This window comes from Cupriavidus sp. GW823-FHT07A04 (genome assembly GCF_058794615.1).
The window spans coordinates 316,531-337,997 of sequence record NZ_JBXAHA010000007.1 but is presented as its reverse complement, the minus strand read 5'-3'; the positions used below and the strand labels follow the sequence as shown (position 1 = coordinate 337,997).

Sequence of the window (21,467 nt, the reverse complement as noted above, 5' to 3'; positions counted from 1 at the left end):
ACCGTGAGACTGTGTACGTTTTCCACCGCGGATGTGGCGAGCCACGTCGGCCTGGCGCTAGCGGGCGACCGCGTGCTGGATGTGACCGCATCCTTTGCCGGGGATCCGCGCTTTGCCACCTTGCTGGCGCTGATCGAACACCAGGACGAAACGCTGCCCGCCTTGCGCAAGCTGGAAGCGCAAGGCACGAAGCCGGGCCGCGCGCACCCGGCGCATGCGCTGCGGCAAGTCCGCTTCGAGGTGCCATACCGTCCCCCGCAGATCCGCTGCTTCAGCGTGTACGAGCAGCATCTGAAGAATGCGTTCCAACAGGTCATGGCGCATGGCGTGAGCCCGGCGACGGGCATGCTGATGCGCGCGCTCGGTGCCGGCAAGGTGCCCAAGGCCTTCTTTGAGACACCGATCTACTACAAAGGCGTGCGCCTCAACCTGTCCGGCCATGGCAGCAAGGTGCTGCGGCCGGATCCCGGCGCCAGGCTGGACTACGAGGCCGAACTGGGCGTCGTTGTCGGGCGTCCCGGCAAGAACATCGACGCCTCGGTGGCGATGTCGCATGTCTTTGGCTACGTGATCTTCAACGACTTCTCCGAACGCGCACAGCTCATGAGGGAGATGCGCGCCCGGCCCAGCGCGGGCCCGGCCAAGGGAAAGGACTTCGATGGCAGCAACAGCCTCGGCCCCTGGATCGTCACCGCGGACGAGATCCGCGATCCCCACGCGCTGGGCGTGACCGTGCGCGTCAACGGCGAGGTGCGCGGCGAAGGCAGCACGGCTGGCATGACCCATCGCATCGACCGCATCGTCAGCTATGCGTCGGCCAACGAGACGCTGCACGGCGGCGAGCTGCTGGCCACCGGCTGCGTGCCGAACTGCGCCGGCATCGAGCAATGGCGCTTCCTGGACGACGGCGACCGGGTCGACGTGGAAATCGCCGGGCTTGGCATGCTGACGAACTCGATCACCGGACATCAACCGTAGCAATCCTCCCAAAAATTTACTGCGAGGAGCGCAAAGACGATCCCGCTTTGATCACAACGACAATGGAGACAGCAGTGAATTCAAGACAGTGGATCGTCACATCCGCGGCAGCACTGTGCCCCGCGCTTGCGTTGGCCGACAACGGCTACTTCCAGATCGGCTACGGCGCCGAAGCGCGCGGCGTGGCCGGCGCCGCGGCGGCGTCGACGCGGGATGCGTTCGGCGGCGCGAGCAACCCCGCCACCACCGTCTGGGCCGGCAACCGCTTCGACGGCAACCTGATCGCGATCAACGGCAGGACCAGCATGAGCCGCGCAGCGGGCCTGCCGGCGCCAGTGGGCGGGGTGCTCGACACGCGCACGGACAGCGAGAGCCGCTGGGTGCCGCTGGCCGATATCGCGTACAGCCGCATGATCAATCCGGACCTGTCGCTGAGTCTTGTCGGCTACAGCAATGGCGCTGGCACGTACTTTGAGGGCAACACCACCACCTGCCTGGCGCCGTCGCCGGCACCGGCCGGCACCACCTATCGTGGCAACTTGCTATGCGGCAGCGGCAGGGCTGCCACCACGATCAAGCAGCTGACGATGGCGCCGACGGTCTCCGCCAAGGTCTCCGAGTCGTTCTCGGTGGGCTTCTCGCTGCTGATCGCGGGGCAGCTTTTCAGCGCGGAGGGCCTGCAGGCACTTGCGCCGCAGTCGGCGGCGCCGAACCACCTGACCAACCAGGGCACGGCGTCGTCGTTTGGCATCGGCATGCGGGTTGGGTCCTATTGGCGCGCCAGCGATGCGCTGAGCTTTGGCGCGGCGTACTCGCCCCGCATCCGCATGGGGCGGCTCAAGGAGTACGAGGGCTTGCTGGCGGATCAGGGCCGCCTGGATATCCCGGAGAACCTGCTGCTCGGCATGCAATGGTCGCCGAGGCAGGATCTCTCCTTCCTGTTCGACTACCAGCGCATCAACTACTCGGGCACGTCGGGCCTTGGCAATCGCGCGTTCGATGGCACCGCCTTGCGCGGCAGCAGCGGTGGCCCGGGCAACGGCTGGAAGGACATGAATGTCTTCAAGCTCGGCGTGCGCTACCAGGTAACGCCGGCCTGGCACGTGTCGGGCGGCGTCTCCTTGAACAGCGCGGCCTACGCGGATGTGGATACGGCCAACAACGTCACCTCGCCGGCCACGTTCCGCCGGCACTACACGCTCGGGCTGGGCTATGCGACCGCCGCCAATGCCACCTGGTCGGTCTTCTACTCCCTGTCGCCGGGCCACACCACCTCGGGCAGCTCGGCGCTGGGGTCGGCCGTGGCCACGCAGCTCTCGGGCAACGCCACGGTCTCGGGCCAGGAGACCCTGGCAACGCGGCAGCAAAGCATTGGCGTGCAGTACTCGCAGCGCTTCTGATTGCCCCCGGCGCTTTTTCTGTTCATTCATCACGGAGTTTGTTTCGATGACGGCTTGTCTTCTTCCGCGCTCTCGCGGCAACCGGCTAGCAACCGCCCCTGCAATCGTACATAGCGGCGGTACGGCATGAACACGCGGACGGAGCCAGCGGCATTGCAGCCGCCCCGCCTGGACGACCGGTTCGAGCAGCCGGCCGGCAAGGTGTTCCTCACCGGCAACCAGGCGATCCTGCGCATCGCGCTGGACCAGCGCCGCATCGATGCCCGGTTCGGCAAGAACACCGGAGGCTTTATCTCCGGCTACCGTGGCTCGCCGCTGGGCCGGCTGGACATGGAGCTGTGGCGCATCCAGCCGTTGTTGCAGGCCGCGAACGTGCGCTTCCAGCCCGGCGTCAACGAGGACCTGGCCGCCACCGCGGTGTGGGGCACGCAGTACGTCGGTACCTTTGCCGGCGCCACGGTGGATGGCGTGTTTGGCATCTGGTACGGCAAGGGGCCGGGCGTGGATCGCAGCGGCGACCCGCTCAAGCACGGCAACCTGGCCGGCACCAGCGCAGCCGGCGGCGTGCTGGTGCTGGCGGGAGACGACCATAGCGCCAAGTCGTCGACCACCGCCCACCAGTCGGATTTCTCGCTGATCGCGGCGGGCATACCGGTGCTGTATCCGGCTAACGTGCAGGACATCATCGACTTCGGCCTGCGTGGCATCGAGATGTCGCGGCGCACCGGATGCTGGGTTGGCATGAAGCTGGTGACCGACGTGGTGGAGTCCGCCGGCGAAGTCGACGTGGGGCAGCACGAGCCGTTGGGGGCGTTGCCTGACGCCAACGGGCCCTTGCATATCCGCGCCTTCGAAATGGCGCCGGCGGCGGAGGAGCGCTTGTACGTGCACAAGCTGCCGGCTGCGGTGCAGTTCGCGCGGGCGGCCGGGCTCAACCGCCTGGTGTGGCCTGGCACGAGCGCCAGGGTCGGGATCGTCACCGCCGGCAAGTCCTACGCCGACACCATGCAGGCGTTGCAACGCCTTGGCATCGACGCCAGCGATGCGCGCGGCGCCGCGCTGCGGGTGCTGAAGATCGGCATGGTGTGGCCGCTGGAGGACGAGATCGTGCGCGCCTTCGCGCACGGGCTCGACACCATCCTGGTGATCGAGGAAAAGCGCCCGCTGCTCGAGTCGCAACTTAAGTCCATCCTCTTCGATGCGCGCATGGCGCAGCCGCCGGTGGTGCGCGGCAAGTTCGAAGGCGCGCCGGAATGGTCGGCCTCCCGAGGCGCGCCGGTGCTGCCTATCTGCAATGAGCTGAGCGTGCTGCAGATCGCCGAGGCCATCCAGCGCTTGCTGGGGCTTGAGACCGCGGCCCCGGATGCCGTTGCGGTGGACCAGCCGCGACAAGCCGTGCCGCTGCGCCGCCCGAGCTTTTGCGCGGGCTGCCCGCACAATACATCGACCCGCTTGCCGGATGGCAGCCGGGCACTGGCGGGCATCGGCTGCCATACGATCGCCATGCTCAATGACCCGAAGAAGACACACACCGTCTCGCACATGGGTGGCGAGGGGATGATGTGGATGGGGCAGTCGCCGTTTACCAGCGAGCCCCATGTCTTTGCCAACATGGGCGACGGGACCTATTTCCATTCCGGCTACCTGGCCATCCGCCAGGCGCTTGCGGCCAATCTGCGGATGACCTACAAGCTGTTGTTCAACGGCTTTGTCTCCATGACCGGCGGCCAGCCCGTGGATGGCGAGCTTAGCGTCGACAAGGCCGTGGCCCAGCTGCGGGCGGAGGGGATCAAGAAGCTGGTCGTGGTCACCGACGACGTGACGGCATACGATGCGCCGCGCCGGGCCACGCTGGGCGTGCCGGTGTACGACCGGGCGGCGCTGGAGACAGTGCAGATCGAGCTGCGCGCGTATCCCGGGCTGTCGGTGCTGATCTACGACCAGGCCTGCGCCACCGAGGCACGCCGTTTGCGCAAGCGCGGCAAGCTGCCCGACCCGCAGGTGCGCACCTATATCGATCCCGAGGTGTGCGAGGGGTGCGGCGATTGCGGCGATCAGTCCGGCTGCCTCGCCATCGAGCCGCTTGAGACGGCGCTGGGCCGCAAGCGCAAGATCAACCAGTCGTCCTGCAACAAGGACATGTCGTGCGTGCGCGGCTTCTGCCCGAGCTTTGTCACGTTGCAGGGAGCAAAGCCGCGCCGGCCGCAAGGCGCGGCGGCGGCGGGCTTCAAGATTCCCGCGTTGCCCGACGCCATTATCCCGGGCGATTTCGAGCCCATGGCGATCCTCGTCGCGGGCATCGGCGGCACCGGCGTGGTGACGATTGGCGGCGTACTGACCATGGCGGCGCACCTGGACGGCAGGGCCGGGAGCTCGCTGGATGTCACCGGGCTGTCCCAGAAGTACGGCGCGGTGGGCTCTCATATCCGCATTGCCCCGAGCGCCGCCATGCTGCACGCCGCGCGCATCGGCACCGGCGAAGCCGACGTGCTGCTGGGCTGCGACCTGATCGTCGCGGCCGGCGCGGACGCGCTGTCCAGGCTGCGTCCCGGGCTGGCGCGCGCCTTTGTCAACACGGAGGTGGTTCCCACCAGCGACTTCACCAGCCAGCCCGACTGGGCCGCCGATGAGGCCGGGCTCAAGCACCGCCTGAACGAAGCGCTGGGCGGGCGCGCCGAGTGCATCGACGTGACGGTGCTTGCGCAGCATCTGCTGGGCGACGCGATCCTGTCGAACATGTTGCTGCTGGGCTATGCCTGGCAGCAAGGTGCGATCCCCGTGCGGCGGGCAGCGATGGAAAAGGCGATACAGCTCAATGGCGTATCGACCGACACCAACCTGAAGGCGTTCGCGCTGGGCCGCTGGCTCGCGCATGACAACGCGGCGGTGCGCCGCCTGATGGCGCCCGCGCAGGTCGTTCAGCTGACGATGAACGCCGGGGGATCCCTGGCGGCGCTGATCGATGACCGGGCACGGCGCCTTGTCGATTATCAAAACACCGCGCTGGCGGATCGCTACCGCCAGCGGATGGAATCGGTGCGGCGCATGCTGGCAGGCCGAAGCGATGCCGACGCCCTGGTCCGGCAGGTGGCGACGCAGTATTTCCGCGTGCTGGCGGTCAAGGACGAGTTCGAGGTGGCGCGCTTGTATTCGCGCCCGGCCTTCCTGCAGTCCCTGAACGAGGCGTTCGAAGGCGAGTTCCAGGTCAGGTTCCATCTGGCGGGCGGCCCGTTCGGCAAGCTAGACAACGTCACCGGCAAGATCAGCAAGACGGCGGTTGGCAGCTGGATCCGGCCCGCCATGCGCCTGCTGGCTGGCGTGCGCTTCCTGCGCGGCAGCTGGCTCGATCCCTTTGCCCGTGGCGTGGAAGCGCAGCTCAATCGCCGTGTGCGCGATGCCTACGAAGAGGATCTGGATGACATCGGGCACGCGGCAGCGCAATGGCCCGAGGCACGCCTGCGGGAACTGCTCTCCTGGCCTGCCAGTGTGCGTGGCTACGGGCATGTCCGCGAGCGCCAGGCGCGCGCCGGATTCGCAAGGCGCGCCACGGCCCGGGATGCGCCGGCCGGCTCGCGCCCGGAACACTGACGGGCAGCGGCATGCAATGCATGCCGCAGCACCACCTACCCAGACAAAGACGTCGCCATGAACAAAGTCATCATTACCTGCGCCATCACCGGGTCGATCCACACCCCGTCCATGTCGCCCTATCTGCCGCTCACGCCTGATGAGATCGCCGCGAGCGCGATCGGCGCCGCGCAGGCCGGCGCCGCCATCGTGCATCTCCACGCGCGCGACTCCGGGGATGGACGCCCTTCGCAGGACCCGGCGCTGTTTCGCCGGTTCGTGCCCGCCATCAAGGGGGCGTGCGACGTGGTGATCAACCTGACCACGGGCGGCGCGCCCACCATGAGCGTGGAGGAGCGCCTGCAGCCCGCGCTGCAGCTAAGCCCCGAAGTGGCATCGCTGAACATGGGCACGATGAACTTCGGCCTTTATGAACTGCTGGACCGCTTTAAAGACCTCAAGCACGATTGGGAGCGCCCCTACCTGGAGCGCAGCTACGACGGCATCTTCAGGAATACGTTCAAGGACATCGCCTATATCCTGCAGTCCTGCAGCGCAAACCAGACCCGCTTCGAGATCGAGTGCTATGACATCGGCCACTTGTACACGGCAGCCCATTTCCTGGATCGCGCGCTCTTGACGCCACCGCTGCTGATTCAGTCGGTGCTCGGGCTGCGCGGCGGCATCGGCGCGCATGTGGAAGACCTCATGCATATGCGCCGCACGGCGGACCGGCTGTTCGGCAAGGACTATGTCTGGTCGGTGCTGGGGGCAGGGCGCAGCCAGATGCCGGCGGCGGCGATCAGCGCATCGGTCGGCGGCCATGTGCGCGTTGGCCTTGAGGATTCGCTATGGGATGGCCCGGGAAAGCTCGCCAACAGCAATGCCGCGCAGGTGCTGCGGGTGCGCAGCATCATCGAAGCCTTGTCGCTTGAGGTTGCCACGCCGGAAGAGGCGCGGAATTTGCTGAAGCTGAAGGGGCGTGACAACGTTGGGTTTTGAAGAGGGGAGGCGTCACGCACCGCTAAAGGTTCAGAAAAAGTTGTCGATACATTACTTGAGCCTGCGTTGCTGATACAGGGGAAATGGCGCGGCGTGCCGCGCCTTTGCCATCTTCCTCATTGCGGCCAGGCTTGGATCTTTTCTTTCCAACTGACGCTGGCTGGGCGTGGATCAAGCCGGGGTTCTGGGCGATCACGACCAACCAGAAATCGGAAGTCGAGCTTCAGGGCAATGTGGGTGGCATCAAGGACAAGCAGGTGCTGAAGACCGAGGTGTCCGAGTCCAAGCAGATGGTGACCGGGGACGACTGGCGCGAGATCGTGGAGAAAGGGCTCAAGGCGCTGACGGACCAGACCAAGCAGTTGCTGGCGCGCTAAGCCGCGCTTGTTGATGGCTCTTGTTGTGACCAGGCCCCCGACATAACGAGGCGGCCCCGGATTCTGGTTTGTGATTAATCCGGCGCATGGATATAATTCGTCGTCAATGCCCCGGATCCGGGGCATTCGTTTTTTTTATATCCGCTTGATATCCATACCCGGGAGTGTTCCATGTTTCTGATCTGGCAAGGTTTAGGTTTTCTCGTTGTCATCTTGCCCCTTGCCGTCCTGCTTGTCATGAGCCTGCTAGGCGCGCTGGTGAATCTCTCCAATATCGCGACCATCGTGCTATCGCTGATCCTGTCGGCCGCGGCAGTCTTCTATCTTGGCAAACGCCTCAATTCGCGTCCGGGCCGCATCCTGGTCGATCCCAACACGCAGGAATCCGTGGAACTGCGCAAGCGCCATACGCTGTTCTGGATTCCCATGCAGTATTGGGCGTTCCCGATCCTTCTGATCGCGATCATTGCCTCATTTGCGCTGTTCACCGCCGGGGCATAACGCGGGCGAGAGGCCGGCCGGAGCAGGCCAGCGGGAGCGGGCGTAAAATACCGGTCCTGCATCCCGAATGCTCCGGCAAGTTGCGGGACAAGCCTGGTAAAAGGCAGCCCTACTACGAGAAGAGACATCAAGTTGAACAATCCGGCCAGCGCTGCGCATGATCGCGAGCTCACCTCCGTGGCTGACGCCGCGACTCTGGCGCGGCGCGCGCGCAGGGGCATCTTCCTGCTGACCTTCGCGTTCGCGCTGAGCCAGTTCTATCGCAGCTGCCTGGCGGTGATGGCGCCGGAGCTCCAGCACGACTTCGGCCTGTCGGCGGCGGGCTTCGGCACCTTGTCTTCCTCCTTCTTCCTGGCATTCGCGGTTGCGCAGATTCCCGTGGGGATCGCGTTCGACCGGTATGGCGTGGGCAAGCCGACGTCGTTGCTGCTGGCCATTGGCGCGGTGTCCGCCGTGATGTTCTCGCTGGCGCCGAACGGTACCGTCGCCATGCTGGCGCAGGCCGGGCTGGGGCTGGCTTGCGCGCCGGTCTTCATGGGGCTGCTGCATTTTGCTTCCGAGCAACTTTCCGAGAAAAACTACACGCGGGTCGTCAGCCAGTCCAATGCCACCGGCATGATCGGCGCGCTGTGCGCCACGGCGCCGCTCGGATGGGCCATGCATCTGCTCGGCTGGCGCGTGGCGATGTCCGCCGCGGCGTTGTGCATGGTGGTGGCCTGCTACGGTGTCTGGCGCTTCGTGCGGGATGATGGCCATGCCCAGGCGCGTGGTGTGCCGCTGGGCGCCATGCTCTCGCAAAGCGCGAAGCTGCTGGCCATCGTCCCCTTGTGGACCCTGATCCCGATGTGCGTGGCCATGGCGGCAGGCACGGCGTTCCGCAACGCATGGAGCGGCCCTTACCTGGCCAGCGTGTACGGCTTGGATTCCGGCTCGCGGGGCATCGCGCTGACGCTGCTGAGCGTGAGCGGGTTCTTGACGGCGTTCTTCCTGCCCGTGCTGGTCCGGCGCAGCTCGCTCAAGACCACCATCGCGGGATGGTCCTGCTTTGCGATGTCGGGCGCCATCCTGCTGAGCCTCTGGCCCACGCATGGCATCGTCTCCGGTGTGGGGCTGATGGCCTTGCTGTCGACCATCGGCATGCTGCATCCGCTGGTCATGGCGCAGGGGCGCGGCCTGGTGCCGCCGTCTTCGCGCGGGCGCGGGCTTGGCGTGCTCAACACCTTTGTGTTCCTGGGCTCGGCGCTGACGTCGTGGGGATTCGGCCTGATCGCCAGCATGGGCGATGCCCGGCACTGGCCGGTGGCGAAGACCTATTCGACGATCTTCCTCACGGCTGCCGCGGTAGTGGCGCTTGCCGTGGCGCCGTATTTCTTCAGCCCATCCAGCCCGTCCGTGATCAAGCGCTAAGCCCCGCGGCCTCGGTTCGTCACTCGACCTTGGCGATCATCTCCAGCATGCTGTCAGCAATATCCTGGCCAAGCAGCCGCGAGACCATCCAGCCCGCCAGATCCTGCGTCGCCAGGCATCCACCCGCCGTGGCGATCTGGCCGTGCACCACGAGCGGACGATGCTCGGTCTTCACGCCCATGGCCTCGAGCTCTTCGAACACGCCCGGGTAGGTGGTCGCGCTCAGGCCATCGAGCAGCCCCAGGCGGGCGAGAAACAGTACACCCGAGTCGATCGCGCCAATCACCTGCCTGGCCGGATCCAGCTTGAGCTGCCCCATGAAGCCTTGATCGTTGAGCTTGGCCCGCGACCCGGGGCCGCTGACAATGAACACAGCATCGGCCTTGGCAAGCTCGCTCAAGCCGCCATGCGGCGTGATGGTGATGCCGGTGTTGGAGGTCACCTGCGGCGTGTCTGCGCAGATCCGCACCGACCAAGGCTTGGCGTAGCCGACATAGGCTGGGTCCTGGACCCGGTTGAGCAGGTCCCAGGGCAGGAACAGATCGACGTCGGTGAAGCCATCGTAAGCCAGCATGGCAATGTTCATCGGGTTCTCCTATTGGATCAATGAAGGGAATGTCCGCTTCGGAGACGGGATTCTCACCGCGCTCGCGACTTGGCTGTATAGTCAATCAATCAATTTTCATAGCTATACAGATAGCAGATAGAGATGGCGGACAGCCCTCCGAACTACCAGGTGATCGCCAACCGGCTGCGCGCGGCCATCCGCCGTGGCGACCTGGCACCCGGCGCCAAAATGCCGTCGGTGCGCCGGCTGGCCGAGATCGAGCAGGTTAGCGCGCCAACGGCGGAACACGCGCTGCGGGTGCTGGAGGCGAGCGGCCTTGTGGTGGCCAGGCCAAGGTCAGGTTTCTACGTTTGCGCGGACATGCCCGCCGAGCCGCTGGCCCCGCAACCTGGTGCCACGGCCCGGCCGGTGACGCTGACCGCCAATGTGCATGCGCTATTCGCCCAGGTGCGCGCGCCCGGCCCGGTTGCGCTGGGGGCCGCATCGCCGTGCGCGGCATGGCTGCCGGACAAGGCGCTGGCGCGCAGCATGCTGGGCGCGGCCCGCAGGCTCGGGGCGTCTGGCCTGGCCTACAGCGTGCCACCGGGCCGCCTCGACTTGCGCAGCCAGATCGCGCGCCGCGCGGCGCGCTGGGGCCTGCACATCTCGCCCGATCAACTGGTGCTCACACAAGGGCAGAGCCAGGCCATGCGGCTTGCCCTGCAGGTGACCTGCAAAGCGGGCGATGTGGTCGCGGTCGAGTCGCCTTGCTACTTCGGGACGTTGATGCTGCTGCGCAGCCTCGGGCTGCGCGCCATCGAGGTGCCCACCCATCCCCGTACCGGGATGGACCTGGCGGCGCTGGCGCAGATCCTGCAGCGGCATCGGGTTAGCGCCGTGGTGTCGGTGCCCACCGCCAACAACCCGCTGGGCTTCACGATGTCCATCGCCGACAAGCGCACGCTGGTGCAACTGCTTGACGATGCCGGGGTGCCGCTGATCGAGGATGACGTGTACGGCGATCTCTCGGCCGGCAAGCCGCGGGCGCCGGCTTGCAAGGCGTTCGACGAGTCCGGCAATGTGCTGTATTGCACGTCGGTGTCGAAGACGTTGGCGCCGGGATGGCGCATCGGCTGGATCGCGCCGGGCCACCGCTTCGAGGCGGTGCTGGAGGCGCGGGTCGAGGCGAGCCTGGCCGGATCGCCGCTGTTCGAGGCGGCGCTGGCCGACATGTTCTCGAGCGGCGACTACGACCGGCATCTGCGGCGCTACGGCCAGCGGATCAAGGACTCGGTGCGCACGTTCTCATCCCGCATCGCGGCCGCCTGGCCAGCGGGGACGAAGCTGCGCGCGCCCGACGATGGTTTCTTGCTGTGGGTGGAACTGCCTGCCCATGTCAACGCGCTAGCGCTGTGCGAGGCGGCGGCGAGCGAGGGCATCAGCATCGGTCCGGGTGCCATGTTCTGCCCTGACGCCAGCCGGTACGCGCATCATGTCCGGATCAATTGCGCCCAGCCGGCCACGCCAAAGCTGCTTGCCGCGCTCGACCGCATCGGCGCGCTCGCGGCGGTGCAAGCTTGATCGTGCGCTGGCTGTGGCTGCCCCGCGGCCTCGGCAATCCAGCAGTCAGAGGACCTGGCTCAAGGCTCCAGCGGCATGGCGCTGGTGCACTTGATCTCGTCCAGGCAAACGCTGGATTTCACGCCGCTCACGCCCGGGATGCGCATCAGGGTGTCGAGCAGGAAGTCCGACAGCGACTTCAGATCGCGCGCCACCACCTTGAGCACATAGTCGATATCGCCGGTCACGGAGAAGCACTCCTGGATTTGCGCCAGCTCGGCGACCAACCCCTTGAAGTTCGACAGGTCCCGGATATGGCCGCGCTCCATCGTGACATGGATAAAGGCCACCACGCCGAAGCCCAGGCTGGCGGAGTCCAGCCGGGCCTCATAGCGCTTGATGACGCCAAGCTCTTCCAGGCGCCGGTGGCGGCGCAGCGTCTGGGCTGGCGACAGGCGGATGGCCTCGGCCAGTTCCAGGTTGGACGCGCGCCCATTTTCCTGCAACGCCCCCAGCAGGCGCCGGTCGATGCGGTCTAGCTCATCTTTGTGCACTTTTGTTTCCTACCTGCCGTGAATCATGAAATTTTATCTCATGATCTAGGGTTTGCCTGCGTGGATTACGAAATCCTATTTTGCGGCCCGGAATATACACTGAACTCCAGATTAGCAGTGCGGACGGGTAAATGAGAGCCTGTTCCGCACGTGCCTGGCACTGCGCATCGATGCGCTGGCGCGCAGGAGCCGCAATATTATTTCTCTCGTCCCCCAACTTTTCGTTGAGCACACCATGGCCGATCTGTTTGAAAACCCGATGCAGTTGATGGGCTTCGAATTCGTGGAATTCGCCTCGCCTACTCCCAACCTACTGGAACCGATCTTCGAGCAGATGGGCTTCACGCTGGTGGCGCGCCATCGCTCCAAGGACGTGGTGCTGTACCGCCAGGGCGACATTAATTTCATCGTCAACCGCGAGCCGCACAGCCCGGCTGCCTACTTTGCCGCCGAGCACGGCCCCAGCGCCTGTGGCATGGCGTTCCGCGTGAAGGATTCGCACAAGGCCTATGCCCGCGCGCTGGAACTCGGCGCGCAGCCGGTGGAAATCGCCACCGGCCCGATGGAGCTGCGCCTGCCGGCGATCAAGGGCATCGGCGGCGCGCCGCTGTACCTGATCGACCGCTTTGAAGAAGGCAAGTCCATCTACGACATCGACTTCGAGTTCATCGAAGGCGTGGACCGTCATCCGGTGGGCCATGGCCTGCGCCTGATCGACCACCTGACGCACAACGTCTACCGTGGCCGCATGGCTTACTGGGCTAATTTCTACGAAAAGCTCTTCAATTTCCGCGAAATCCGCTACTTCGATATCCAGGGCGAATACACCGGCCTGACCTCGAAGGCCATGACCGCGCCGGATGGCAAGATCCGCATCCCGCTGAACGAAGAATCGTCCAAGGGCAGCGGCCAGATCGAGGAATTCCTGATGGCCTTCAATGGCGAAGGCATCCAGCACATCGCCTTCCTGACGGACAACCTGATCGAAGTCATCGACAGCCTGCAGATGGCCGGCGTGCCCCTGATGACGGCACCCAACGACTACTACTACGACGGCCTGGAAGCGCGCCTGCCCGGCCACGGCCAGCCTGTGGATCAACTCAAGGCGCGCGGCATCCTGGTCGACGGCACCACCGAAGGCGGCAAGCCCCGCCTGCTGCTGCAGATTTTCTCCAAGGCCTCGCTCGGCCCGGTGTTTTTCGAGTTCATCCAGCGCAAGGGCGACGAAGGCTTTGGCGAAGGCAACTTCAAGGCGCTGTTCGAATCGCTGGAACGCGACCAGATCGAGCGCGGCACGCTCAAGGTCTGAGGCCCACAAGGCAAGCCGGCACGCCCGGCACTGACCGCATCAACACCGCCGGCGCAGCAGCATGACTGCGCGCCGGTGGTGCCTGGCCGAAGCCCAAGCGCCCGCGACACGCGAGAGGCGCAGGCCGACATTCCAAAAGAGTGGGTAGAGAGACAAAGATGGTTCCCAACGCTTCCGACAATACAGACGCGACGCTCAAGCGTGGCTTGAAAAACCGGCACATCCAGCTGATTGCGCTAGGTGGCGCGATTGGCACCGGGCTGTTCCTGGGCATTGCCCAGACCATCAAGATGGCGGGGCCCTCGGTCCTGCTCGGCTACGCGGTGGCCGGCATCATCGCGTTCTTCATCATGCGCCAGCTCGGCGAAATGGTGGTCGACGAACCCGTGGCAGGCTCCTTCAGCCATTTCGCCAACAAATACTGCGGCAGCTTCGCGGGCTTCATGTCGGGCTGGAACTACTGGGTGCTGTATATCCTGGTCAGCATGGCGGAGCTCTCGGCGGTGGGCATCTATGTCCAGTACTGGTGGCCGCACATCCCCACCTGGGTTTCCGCGCTGGCGTTCTTCCTCATGATCAACGCCATCAACCTGACCAGCGTCAAGTCCTTCGGCGAAATGGAGTTCTGGTTCTCCATCGTCAAGGTGCTGGCCATCGTCGGCATGATCGTGTTCGGCGGCTACCTGCTGGCGTCCGGCACGGCCGGCCCGCAGGCCAGCGTGTCCAACCTGTGGCAGCACGGCGGCTTTTTCCCGAACGGGATCTCCGGCCTGGTCATGGCCATGGCGGTGATCATGTTCTCGTTCGGCGGGCTGGAGCTGGTGGGCATTACCGCGGCAGAAGCGGATGAGCCGGAAAAGACCATTCCCAAAGCCACCAACCAGGTGATCTATCGCATCCTGATCTTCTACGTTGGCGCTCTCGGCGTGTTGCTCTCGCTGTACCCGTGGGAGAAGGTCGTCACCGGCGGCAGCCCGTTCGTGCTGATCTTCCACGCGATGAACAGCGAGATCGTTGCCACGGTGCTGAACGCCGTGGTGCTGACCGCCGCGCTGTCGGTCTACAACAGCGGTGTGTATTGCAACAGCCGCATGCTGTACGGCCTGGCCAAGCAGGGCAATGCGCCCAAGGCGCTGCTGAAGGTCAACAAGCGCGGGATCCCCCTGGCCGCGCTGGGTGTTTCCGCGCTGGCCACCGCGGCTTGCGTGGTGATCAACTACTTCATGCCCGGCGAGGCCTTTGAGCTGCTGATGGGGCTGGTGGTCTCGGCACTGATCATCAACTGGGCGATGATCAGCATCATTCACCTCAAGTTCCGCCGCGACAAGCGCGCAGCCGGCCAGGAAACGCGTTTCAAGAGCCTGGGCTATCCGCTGACGAATTATGTGTGCCTGGCCTTCCTGGCGGGTATCCTCTACGTGATGTACCTCACGCCCGGCTTGCGCGTCTCGGTGTATCTGATCCCGGCATGGCTGGCCGTACTGGGCCTGAGCTACCGCCTCAGGCAAAAGCAAAAGCGCGCCGAACCGGCCCTGCCCGAACGCGTATCGGCATAATGATGACCCTGGCGGCCACTGGCCGCCGGCTCCGACCCATCCCAGCACTCCAGCCAGAGTATCCAATGTTCGAACACATCGATGCCTATCCGGGCGACCCGATCCTCTCCCTCAACGAGAGCTTTCAACTCGATCCCAGGACCGATAAGGTCAACCTGAGCATCGGCATCTACTTCGATGACGAAGGCCGGCTGCCGGTGATGCAGGCCGTGGCGAAAGCCGAAGCCGAGCTGATGGCCGACATGGGCCCGCGGCCTTACCTGCCCATGGCCGGGTTTGCGGCCTACCGCGACGCCGTGCAGGCGCTGGTCTTCGGCGAGCCGTGCCAGGCGCGCGCCGAGGGGCGCATCGCGACGGTGCAGACGCTGGGCGGTTCCGGCGCGCTGCGCGTGGGCGCGGATTTCCTCAAGCGTTATTTCCCTGACGCCCAGGTCTGGATCAGCGATCCGAGCTGGGAGAACCATCGCGTGATCTTCGAGCGCACGGGCTTCACCGTCAACACGTACCCGTACTACGACGACGCCACCGGCGGCCTGAAGTTCGACGCCATGCTGGACGCGCTGCGCCTGATCCCCAAGCGCAGCATCGTGCTGCTGCACGCCTGCTGCCACAACCCCACCGGCGTGGACCTGAACCACGACCAATGGCGCCAGCTCATCACGCTGCTCAAGCAGCATGAGCTGCTGCCTTTCGTCGATATGGCCTACCAGGGCTTTGGCGCCGGCCTGGACGACGACGCCTTCGCGGTACGCGAGCTGGTGGCCCAGGGCGTGCCGTGCCTGGTGGCGAATTCGTTCTCGAAGAACTTCTCGCTGTACGGCGAGCGTTGCGGCGGGCTGAGCGTGGTTTGCGACAGCGCCGAAGAAGCCGGCCGGGTGCTCGGCCAGCTGACGGGCGCGGTGCGCGCCAACTACAGCAACCCGCCCACGCATGGCGCCCGGGTGGTGGCCCGGGTGTTGACCACGCCGGCGCTGCGTACGATCTGGGAGCGCGAGCTGGCGGGCAAGTGCGAGCGCATCGCCAAGATGCGCGCGGCCATCCACAAGGGCCTGGCCGCCCACGTTAGTGGCGAGGCGCTGTCGCGCTACCTCACGCAGCGTGGCATGTTCACCTACACCGGGCTGACGGCCGATCAGGTGGACCGCCTGCGCACGGAGCACGGCGTGTACCTGCTGCGTTCGGGACGCATGTGCGTGGCCGGGTTGAACGAGCGCAACGTGACCCAGGTGGCACAAGCGATTGCCAGCGTGCTGGTGCCCGCGGCCTGACGGGCGGCTGAACTACGTCCCGCGCGGCAGTTAGTCTTCCCGCCCGCGCGGGGCAGTGAACTCGCTGTTTGCTTCAAATCAGTTCAAACCAGCACGTGACGTGTTTCAACGAAGAAGCGTTGAATCTGGCGATCTATGTCCGGATCGACCATCTCCTCGGGCCGGTTCCCATTCGGGCAGGCCAGCCGCGGCGTCGTGCCGAACAAGCGGCAGATCAACGGGCGCTCGGCATAGACCTGGCAACCCTGGCTGCCAAGATGAGGGCAACTGAGGTCTGTCAGCGCGGCTTCGTGCTCGGCATCGCTTTTGACGGGAAGCCTCGACATCTCGTGCGTCGAGGTCATCACCGGCCCACAGCAGTCGTGGCAGCCCGGGGTGCACGCGAATGCGGGAATCCGTGAGCGGAAGAACCTGATTTTTTGACTGATCATTTGACGTCCCTCTTCATTGGCCTGCCTGCGTACCTATGATTGGCCTGGTGGCCGCTTGCGTACGCCCAGGCATCGGGTGCGGAACATTCACGGCTCGCTGCGATAGCCATTCAGGCCGTGTCCTTCAGCCCGCGAGCTTTTGCCAGAATATGCGATCCGACGCGAGCCGTTTGCCTTGTTTCAGGCGACGCGCGGCCGATCGCAGATTCAGCGGGTGCGTGGTTTCCAGGGCGCGAGCCCGCGTCAGCAGCTCGTCCTGGGAGGGAAGCGCCCGCGCCCCCTTCCACGCGAACAGCGTGTAGTTGCAACTGTCCTCGGACAGGGCAATGGAAAATGACTCGCCGAACACCGAACGGATCTCTTCCAGGTAGAACGGGATATCAGCATCGCTGTCGAGGAAGTTGGCCACCAATACCCCGTCGTCGGCGAGCCGCGCATGGCACGCTGCGTAGAAGGCGGCGTTCCCCAGTTGTGTCGGCATGCCATGGGCGAGAAAGCCATCCACCAGGATGACCTCCGGCCGCGCGTCCTGACTCTTGACGTACTCGGCGCCATCCGCGCAGACCACTTCGAGCCGCTCGTCGTCGGGCGGAATGTGAAACGTATCGCGCAAGGCGATCACTGCCGGATCGATTTCAATGGCAACAACCTTTGCCTGCGGAAGATGCCGATAGCAATACTTGAGCAATGATCCCCCGCCCAGGCCAATCATCGAGATCCTGGTGGGTGCCGGCTGCAGCAGCAGAAATGCCATCATCGTCCGTGTGTAGCCGAGCACAAGCTTGTCGGGGTCATGCCGCGACATGATGCTTTGGGTCGCCAGCGCATCGAAATGCAGTGAAAGTGCAAGCGGGGTTTCCAGCACAGTCGGGGTGCCGTCGTCAGGGGCTTCGGAGAGGAACTTCAAGTAGGCTTCAAAGGATGTACGGCTGGGATCCATCTGCGGGCTCGATCAGGCTTGTTATTCGATTTGTCACTCAGTCAACAGCGCGGCGATGACTTCTCAATTGTCGCGTCTACCACATCGCCCTCAAACGAAAAGCGGCCCCTAAGCAACTTGCAGGCGCCAGGCCATCGGATTTCCGCCTCAGGCCGAAAAAGCGTCGTCGGATTGGTCCTGAGGGGCATAAAAGATATTTAAAGATCGCATTGCGTGGTTCTGGCATGCCTTCAAAGCCTTCTGGCGAAGGCCGTTGCCAGGCCGCACTTGGTCGATCAGTTGTATATAATGATAATGCTATTATCATACAATACTACTCTGAAGCGTATGGAATCCAAGACTGCCCGTTTCACCGTGTTGATCGACCCCGTGAAGAAGAAGGCCTTTGAGGCACTGTGCGCGGCGCAGGATCAAACGCCATCACAGGTCGTGCGTCAGTTGATTCGCGACTATCTGGAGCAGCATGGGGTGGCCTATGCAACCCGACCCCAGGTTGGCGCCACGGTTCTGGCCAAGAAGGACGGCGAGTGACCGATGTCCGCATCGCGGATTTCAATACTGCTGTCATCGAGTGACGAGACTGGAGCAGGCTCTTGCAGCGATCGGAAGATGTCCATGCTTGAGGCGGTGACTTATCGCGTCACGCCGCGCGCAAAGGCGCTCGTCGACGGTAGCTACCAACCAAAGGTCCTGGTGGCTATCTATCGAGGCGACACCCTGGTCAGGGATGTTGCGCTTTATGCGCGATGCGACTCTTGTCCGCTGCGCGTGACTGCTGCAAGGCTTGCCGAAGCACTGGCCTTGCGGATTCGGGCGGTGCTCAAGGATGTGCACGAAACGGATGACGTTGCCGCAGCTGCCATTCAGACGCTATTGCGACGCGTTGGGCTTAGGACAACCCCAGGCTCCGTTGCCGTACGTGGTGCTGGCGTCAGCTAGCCGGGTGCGGCAACACGCCGCCCGCACGCCATCTACTTTCTTGACTTTCATTTAACCTGTTGGTTAAATGAAGCCATGCCATCCTCCACCGACCCGCTGACCCCCATCTTTGCCGCACTGGCTGATCCCACTCGCCGCGCCATCCTTGCGCGCCTGGCCGAAGGGGAGGCACCGGTGAGCGAGTTGGCGCGGCCGTTCGACATGTCGGCTCCGGCCATCTCCAAGCACCTGCGCGTGCTGGCGGACGCCGGGCTGATCGAGCGGGAGGTCAGCGCCCGCTGGCGCATCTGCCATCTGCGTGCGGATGCGCTGCGCGACGCGCATGACTGGCTGAGCACCTACCGGCGCCATTGGGAGGGCAATCTCGATCGCCTCGTCGAGTTCGTCGAACGCACCCATGCGGCGGGCTCGACCGAAGGCACCAGCAACGCAGGCAAAGCCCGAGGGAAAAGATCATGACCCAAGCTGCTACCTTCCATCTGGAAATGGACCGCTTCATCCGCGCTCCGCGCGAGAAGGTGTTCGATGCATTCACCAGCCAGGCCGCGCTGTCCGAGTGGCATTGCCCGCGCGGCATGCACGTGCTGGAGGCTAGCGCCGATGCGCGGGTCGGCGGCAAGTACCGCATCGTGATGGGCGGGCGCGATGGTGCCAGGTACACCGTGGGCGGCGAGTATCAGGCAATCGACCGGGCGGACTTCCTCGCCTATACCTGGGCCTGGGAAGCCGGCCCGATGCCGCCGGAGATCAAGACGCTGATCGAGGTCACGCTGACGGCCAAGGATGGCGGCACCCACCTGCACATGCGCCACAGCGGCTTTCCCGAGGCGGGCGAGCGCGATTCGCACACGGGCGGCTGGCAATCGGTGTTCAATCGCCTCAGCGATTTCCTGGATCCGGAGGGCAGCGCCGGCTCCATCACCGTGATCGGCGACCCGCGCAGCAGCTATTGCCGCACGGTGCGCATGGCGCTGGAGGAAAAGGGCGTGGCCTACAAGCTGCAGCCCGTGCCGCCGCACTCGCCGGAGGTGCTTGCGCATAGCCCGTTCGGCCGCATTCCGGTGTTGAGCGATGGCCCGCTTTCCTTCTATGAGACCCGCGCAATCCTGGCCTATATAGAGGAAGCCTTCGAGGGGCCGAGCCTGCTCCCGCAGCAATCTGGCGCCATTGGCCATGCGCGCTGCGAGCAGTGGATCAGCGTGATCAATTGCCATGCCTACGATGCCATGGTGCGCCGCTACGTACTGCAGTACATCTTTCCCAAGGGCGAAAACGGCCAGCCCGACCGCGCGGTGATCGAAGCCGCGCTGCCGGAGATGGCCACGCAGCTAGGCGCGTTCGACGAAGCCTACGGCAATCGCGATTACCTGGTCGGTACGGCGATGTCGATGGCGGACCTGTTTCTCGCGCCAATCCTGGCGTACGTCGGCATGTTTCCCGAGGGCGCCGCCTTGCTGGAGAAGTGCCCCAACGTGCGGCGCGCGCAGGCAGTGATGCGCGAGCGGCCAAGCTTTGCCGCGACGCAGCCGCAGATGGGCTGACGCCACCGCCTGGCTGCGTAGCCGCTTAGCGGCTACGTAGCGGGCAGGAGCACCGCCACCGCTTCCACCTCCACTTTCAGGCCAAAGTGCAGCGCGCCGGTCGGCACCACGGCGCGTGCCGGGCGCGCGCTGCCTGCCCACGACGCAAAGATGGCGTTGAATGCCGGCCAGTTTTCAATGGCGTCCACATAGACCCGCACCTGCGCCAGGCCGCCGATGCCACTGCCGGCGGCGATCAGCGCCGCTTCCACATTGGCCAGCACCTGGCGCGCCTGATCTTCGAAGGGCGCGCCGGCGAGCTTTTCGCCGGCGGGCGTGATGGGCAACTGCCCGGATACGAACACGAAGCCGTTGGCCACGGTTGCATGGCTGTAGTGCCCGCCCGGCGCGGATAGCCCGGCAGGGTTGACCGTCTTTACCGCGGCGCTCGCCTGATCACCATCCATGGAACCGGCTCCAGGTAGCGAGCGTGCCATCTTGCGCAAGCGCGTGATATTCGGGGAACTGCGCGCCAGTCGCGCAGGCGTGGTTGGGCAAGATGCGCAGCACCGTGCCGATGGGCAAGCGCGTCGCGATGTCCGGCTCGGGCGCGCCTTCCCGCGACACGATGCCATGTTCCTGATTGGCGCCACTGAGCACATAGCCCGGGAGCACGGTGCCGTCGATGCCGCAGACCTGCCCGTAGCCGAAATCGCACTTCTGCTTTTGCGTGCCACGGTCGCGGCTCATGGCCATCCAGCCGGCATCGACGATGGCCCAGCCCTTGTCCGCCTGGTGCCCGATCACGGTGGTCAGCACGCTCAGCGCCACGTCTTGCGTTGCGCATACGCCGACGTTGCGCATCACCAGGTCGAAGAACACGTAGACGCCCGCGCGCACCTCGGTGACGCCTTCCAGGCTCGTTGCGGATAGCGCCGTGGGGGTCGATCCGACGCTGACCACCGCGCATGGCAGCCCGGCCGCGCGCAGCCGTTCGGCCGCCATGACGCAGCCGGCCCGCTCCTGCTCCGCCATCGCCGCCAGGGCTTCGGGCGTATCCAGGTCGTAGCTGGAGCCGGCGTGCGTCATCACGCCGCCCAGGCGGGCCCCGCCTTCATGCAGCACGCGGGCCACGTCGATCAGCGCGGCTTCGTCCGGGCGGATGCCCGAGCGGTGGCCATCGGTGTCGATCTCGATCCAGACCTCGAACGACTCGCCATGCGCGGCACCGAATGCGACGATGGCCGCGGCGGACGTCACGCTATCGGTGACGATCTTCAGGTCGCAGCCCCGGCGGCGCAGCGCCAGGGCCTGGGGCAGTTTGGTCGAGACCATGCCGACGCCGTAGAGAATGTCCGTCATGCCATCGGCAAAGAAATGCGCGGCTTCCTTCAGGGTGGAAACGGTGATGCCGCGCGCCCCGGCATCGATCTGGGCTTGCACGACCGCCGAGCATTTGCTGGTCTTGGCATGCGGGCGGAACCGCACGCCAAGCGCGTCCATGCGCGACTGCATGCGCTGGATGTTGTGTTGCATGCGGGGGAGGTCGATCACCGCTGCCGGTGTTTCCAGGCTCGCCAGTGTGTGGGTGGCAGTGTTCATCGCGTTCTT

At 65.1% G+C, this 21,467-nt stretch carries 21 protein-coding genes; 15 read left to right on the top strand and 6 right to left on the bottom strand.

Annotated features, from left to right (window positions below):
• The first annotated feature begins 3 nt into the window (after positions 1 to 3).
• The 7 genes from AC1Q7Q_RS14885 to AC1Q7Q_RS14855 all read left to right on the top strand — a co-directional run bounded on the left by AC1Q7Q_RS14885 (position 4) and on the right by AC1Q7Q_RS14855 (position 9,232).
• Positions 4 to 978, top strand: coding sequence for a fumarylacetoacetate hydrolase family protein (locus tag AC1Q7Q_RS14885; RefSeq protein ID WP_492375906.1), 975 nt, complete (start codon positions 4 to 6; stop codon positions 976 to 978).
• Between the two features lie 74 nt (positions 979 to 1,052).
• Complete coding sequence (locus AC1Q7Q_RS14880; protein ID WP_492375907.1) at positions 1,053 to 2,378, top strand: OmpP1/FadL family transporter; 1,326 nt, start codon at positions 1,053 to 1,055, stop codon at positions 2,376 to 2,378.
• A gap of 126 nt (positions 2,379 to 2,504) precedes the next feature.
• A complete protein-coding gene (locus tag AC1Q7Q_RS14875) occupies positions 2,505 to 5,966 on the top strand; it encodes an indolepyruvate ferredoxin oxidoreductase family protein (RefSeq protein ID WP_492375908.1) in 3,462 nt (1,153 codons plus the stop codon).
• A 57-nt stretch (positions 5,967 to 6,023) separates the two neighbouring features.
• A complete protein-coding gene (kce, locus tag AC1Q7Q_RS14870; RefSeq protein WP_492375909.1) occupies positions 6,024 to 6,947 on the top strand; it encodes a 3,5-dioxohexanoate:acetyl-CoA acetone transferase in 924 nt (307 codons plus the stop codon).
• Positions 6,948 to 7,078: 131 nt separating this feature from the next.
• Positions 7,079 to 7,324, top strand: coding sequence for a hypothetical protein (locus tag AC1Q7Q_RS14865; protein ID WP_492375910.1), 246 nt, complete (start codon positions 7,079 to 7,081; stop codon positions 7,322 to 7,324).
• A 171-nt stretch (positions 7,325 to 7,495) separates the two neighbouring features.
• Complete coding sequence (locus AC1Q7Q_RS14860; RefSeq protein ID WP_492375911.1) at positions 7,496 to 7,825, top strand: hypothetical protein; 330 nt, start codon at positions 7,496 to 7,498, stop codon at positions 7,823 to 7,825.
• A 177-nt stretch (positions 7,826 to 8,002) separates the two neighbouring features.
• Positions 8,003 to 9,232: an MFS transporter gene (locus tag AC1Q7Q_RS14855; protein ID WP_492375928.1), complete on the top strand. Its 1,230-nt coding sequence runs from the start codon at positions 8,003 to 8,005 to the stop codon at positions 9,230 to 9,232.
• A 19-nt stretch (positions 9,233 to 9,251) separates the two neighbouring features.
• Here the strand turns inward: AC1Q7Q_RS14855 and AC1Q7Q_RS14850 are convergent, their stop codons facing one another.
• Complete coding sequence (locus AC1Q7Q_RS14850; protein WP_492375912.1) at positions 9,252 to 9,818, bottom strand: DJ-1/PfpI family protein; 567 nt, start codon at positions 9,816 to 9,818, stop codon at positions 9,252 to 9,254.
• A 123-nt stretch (positions 9,819 to 9,941) separates the two neighbouring features.
• Between AC1Q7Q_RS14850 and AC1Q7Q_RS14845 the strand changes: the two genes are divergently transcribed.
• Entirely contained in the window at positions 9,942 to 11,360 is a 1,419-nt protein-coding gene (locus AC1Q7Q_RS14845; protein WP_492375913.1) for an aminotransferase-like domain-containing protein, read from the top strand.
• Positions 11,361 to 11,419: 59 nt separating this feature from the next.
• On the opposite strand, the gene AC1Q7Q_RS14840 is transcribed toward AC1Q7Q_RS14845, so the two are convergent.
• Positions 11,420 to 11,893, bottom strand: a complete 474-nt coding sequence (locus AC1Q7Q_RS14840; RefSeq protein ID WP_174426711.1) for an Lrp/AsnC family transcriptional regulator — start codon at positions 11,891 to 11,893, stop codon at positions 11,420 to 11,422.
• Positions 11,894 to 12,128: 235 nt separating this feature from the next.
• Here AC1Q7Q_RS14840 and hppD point away from each other — a divergent pair, with 235 nt between their 5' ends.
• The 3 genes from hppD (at position 12,129) to AC1Q7Q_RS14825 (ending at position 16,026) form a co-directional block, all read left to right on the top strand.
• The gene (gene hppD / locus AC1Q7Q_RS14835; protein WP_174426710.1) at positions 12,129 to 13,202 is read left to right on the top strand and encodes a 4-hydroxyphenylpyruvate dioxygenase; all 1,074 of its coding nucleotides are present in this window, start codon (positions 12,129 to 12,131) and stop codon (positions 13,200 to 13,202) included.
• A gap of 158 nt (positions 13,203 to 13,360) precedes the next feature.
• Positions 13,361 to 14,758 carry an amino acid permease gene (locus AC1Q7Q_RS14830; RefSeq protein WP_492375914.1) on the top strand — a complete coding sequence of 466 codons (1,398 nt, stop codon included), beginning with the start codon at positions 13,361 to 13,363 and terminating at the stop codon, positions 14,756 to 14,758.
• Between the two features lie 65 nt (positions 14,759 to 14,823).
• The gene (locus tag AC1Q7Q_RS14825; protein ID WP_492375915.1) at positions 14,824 to 16,026 is read left to right on the top strand and encodes an amino acid aminotransferase; all 1,203 of its coding nucleotides are present in this window, start codon (positions 14,824 to 14,826) and stop codon (positions 16,024 to 16,026) included.
• 83 nt (positions 16,027 to 16,109) lie between these two features.
• Here AC1Q7Q_RS14825 and AC1Q7Q_RS14820 read toward each other — a convergent pair whose 3' ends face one another.
• On the bottom strand, positions 16,110 to 16,457 hold the full coding sequence (locus tag AC1Q7Q_RS14820; protein ID WP_492375916.1) for a YkgJ family cysteine cluster protein: 348 nt from the start codon (positions 16,455 to 16,457) through the stop codon (positions 16,110 to 16,112).
• A 124-nt stretch (positions 16,458 to 16,581) separates the two neighbouring features.
• On the bottom strand, positions 16,582 to 17,397 hold the full coding sequence (locus tag AC1Q7Q_RS14815) for a fused MFS/spermidine synthase (protein ID WP_492375917.1): 816 nt from the start codon (positions 17,395 to 17,397) through the stop codon (positions 16,582 to 16,584).
• Between the two features lie 327 nt (positions 17,398 to 17,724).
• Between AC1Q7Q_RS14815 and AC1Q7Q_RS14810 the strand changes: the two genes are divergently transcribed.
• The 4 genes from AC1Q7Q_RS14810 to AC1Q7Q_RS14795 all read left to right on the top strand — a co-directional run bounded on the left by AC1Q7Q_RS14810 (position 17,725) and on the right by AC1Q7Q_RS14795 (position 19,877).
• A complete protein-coding gene (locus AC1Q7Q_RS14810; RefSeq protein WP_492375918.1) occupies positions 17,725 to 17,928 on the top strand; it encodes a CopG family transcriptional regulator in 204 nt (67 codons plus the stop codon).
• Between the two features lie 78 nt (positions 17,929 to 18,006).
• The gene (locus AC1Q7Q_RS14805; protein WP_492375919.1) at positions 18,007 to 18,336 is read left to right on the top strand and encodes a hypothetical protein; all 330 of its coding nucleotides are present in this window, start codon (positions 18,007 to 18,009) and stop codon (positions 18,334 to 18,336) included.
• Positions 18,337 to 18,411: 75 nt separating this feature from the next.
• Positions 18,412 to 18,795: an ArsR/SmtB family transcription factor gene (locus AC1Q7Q_RS14800; RefSeq protein ID WP_492375920.1), complete on the top strand. Its 384-nt coding sequence runs from the start codon at positions 18,412 to 18,414 to the stop codon at positions 18,793 to 18,795.
• A complete protein-coding gene (locus AC1Q7Q_RS14795; RefSeq protein WP_492375921.1) occupies positions 18,792 to 19,877 on the top strand; it encodes an SRPBCC domain-containing protein in 1,086 nt (361 codons plus the stop codon). Before AC1Q7Q_RS14800 ends, AC1Q7Q_RS14795 begins: the two co-directional genes overlap by 4 nt.
• 32 nt (positions 19,878 to 19,909) lie before the next feature.
• Here the strand turns inward: AC1Q7Q_RS14795 and AC1Q7Q_RS14790 are convergent, their stop codons facing one another.
• Both AC1Q7Q_RS14790 and AC1Q7Q_RS14785 read right to left on the bottom strand, forming a co-directional pair.
• Positions 19,910 to 20,323, bottom strand: coding sequence for a RidA family protein (locus tag AC1Q7Q_RS14790; protein ID WP_492375922.1), 414 nt, complete (start codon positions 20,321 to 20,323; stop codon positions 19,910 to 19,912).
• Complete coding sequence (locus AC1Q7Q_RS14785) at positions 20,313 to 21,458, bottom strand: DSD1 family PLP-dependent enzyme (RefSeq protein WP_492375923.1); 1,146 nt, start codon at positions 21,456 to 21,458, stop codon at positions 20,313 to 20,315. Before AC1Q7Q_RS14785 ends, AC1Q7Q_RS14790 begins: the two co-directional genes overlap by 11 nt.
• Positions 21,459 to 21,467 lie beyond the last annotated feature (9 nt).

Excerpts from the sequence above, each read along its gene's own strand:
- AC1Q7Q_RS14800 (WP_492375920.1), top strand. The coding sequence starts at position 18,412 with ATGCCATCCTCCACCGACCCGCTGACCCCCATCTTTGCCGCACTGGCT.
- AC1Q7Q_RS14810 (WP_492375918.1), top strand. The coding sequence starts at position 17,725 with ATGGAATCCAAGACTGCCCGTTTCACCGTGTTGATCGACCCCGTGAAG.
- AC1Q7Q_RS14830 (WP_492375914.1), top strand. The coding sequence starts at position 13,361 with ATGGTTCCCAACGCTTCCGACAATACAGACGCGACGCTCAAGCGTGGC.
- AC1Q7Q_RS14845 (WP_492375913.1), top strand. The coding sequence starts at position 9,942 with ATGGCGGACAGCCCTCCGAACTACCAGGTGATCGCCAACCGGCTGCGC.
- AC1Q7Q_RS14860 (WP_492375911.1), top strand. The coding sequence starts at position 7,496 with ATGTTTCTGATCTGGCAAGGTTTAGGTTTTCTCGTTGTCATCTTGCCC.
- hppD (WP_174426710.1), top strand. The coding sequence starts at position 12,129 with ATGGCCGATCTGTTTGAAAACCCGATGCAGTTGATGGGCTTCGAATTC.
- AC1Q7Q_RS14790 (WP_492375922.1), bottom strand. The coding sequence starts at position 20,323 with ATGGATGGTGATCAGGCGAGCGCCGCGGTAAAGACGGTCAACCCTGCC.
- AC1Q7Q_RS14785 (WP_492375923.1), bottom strand. The coding sequence starts at position 21,458 with ATGAACACTGCCACCCACACACTGGCGAGCCTGGAAACACCGGCAGCG.
- kce (WP_492375909.1), top strand. The coding sequence starts at position 6,024 with ATGAACAAAGTCATCATTACCTGCGCCATCACCGGGTCGATCCACACC.
- AC1Q7Q_RS14815 (WP_492375917.1), bottom strand. The coding sequence starts at position 17,397 with ATGGATCCCAGCCGTACATCCTTTGAAGCCTACTTGAAGTTCCTCTCC.
- AC1Q7Q_RS14875 (WP_492375908.1), top strand. The coding sequence starts at position 2,505 with ATGAACACGCGGACGGAGCCAGCGGCATTGCAGCCGCCCCGCCTGGAC.
- AC1Q7Q_RS14850 (WP_492375912.1), bottom strand. The coding sequence starts at position 9,818 with ATGAACATTGCCATGCTGGCTTACGATGGCTTCACCGACGTCGATCTG.
- AC1Q7Q_RS14820 (WP_492375916.1), bottom strand. The coding sequence starts at position 16,457 with ATGATCAGTCAAAAAATCAGGTTCTTCCGCTCACGGATTCCCGCATTC.
- AC1Q7Q_RS14805 (WP_492375919.1), top strand. The coding sequence starts at position 18,007 with ATGTCCATGCTTGAGGCGGTGACTTATCGCGTCACGCCGCGCGCAAAG.
- AC1Q7Q_RS14825 (WP_492375915.1), top strand. The coding sequence starts at position 14,824 with ATGTTCGAACACATCGATGCCTATCCGGGCGACCCGATCCTCTCCCTC.
- AC1Q7Q_RS14795 (WP_492375921.1), top strand. The coding sequence starts at position 18,792 with ATGACCCAAGCTGCTACCTTCCATCTGGAAATGGACCGCTTCATCCGC.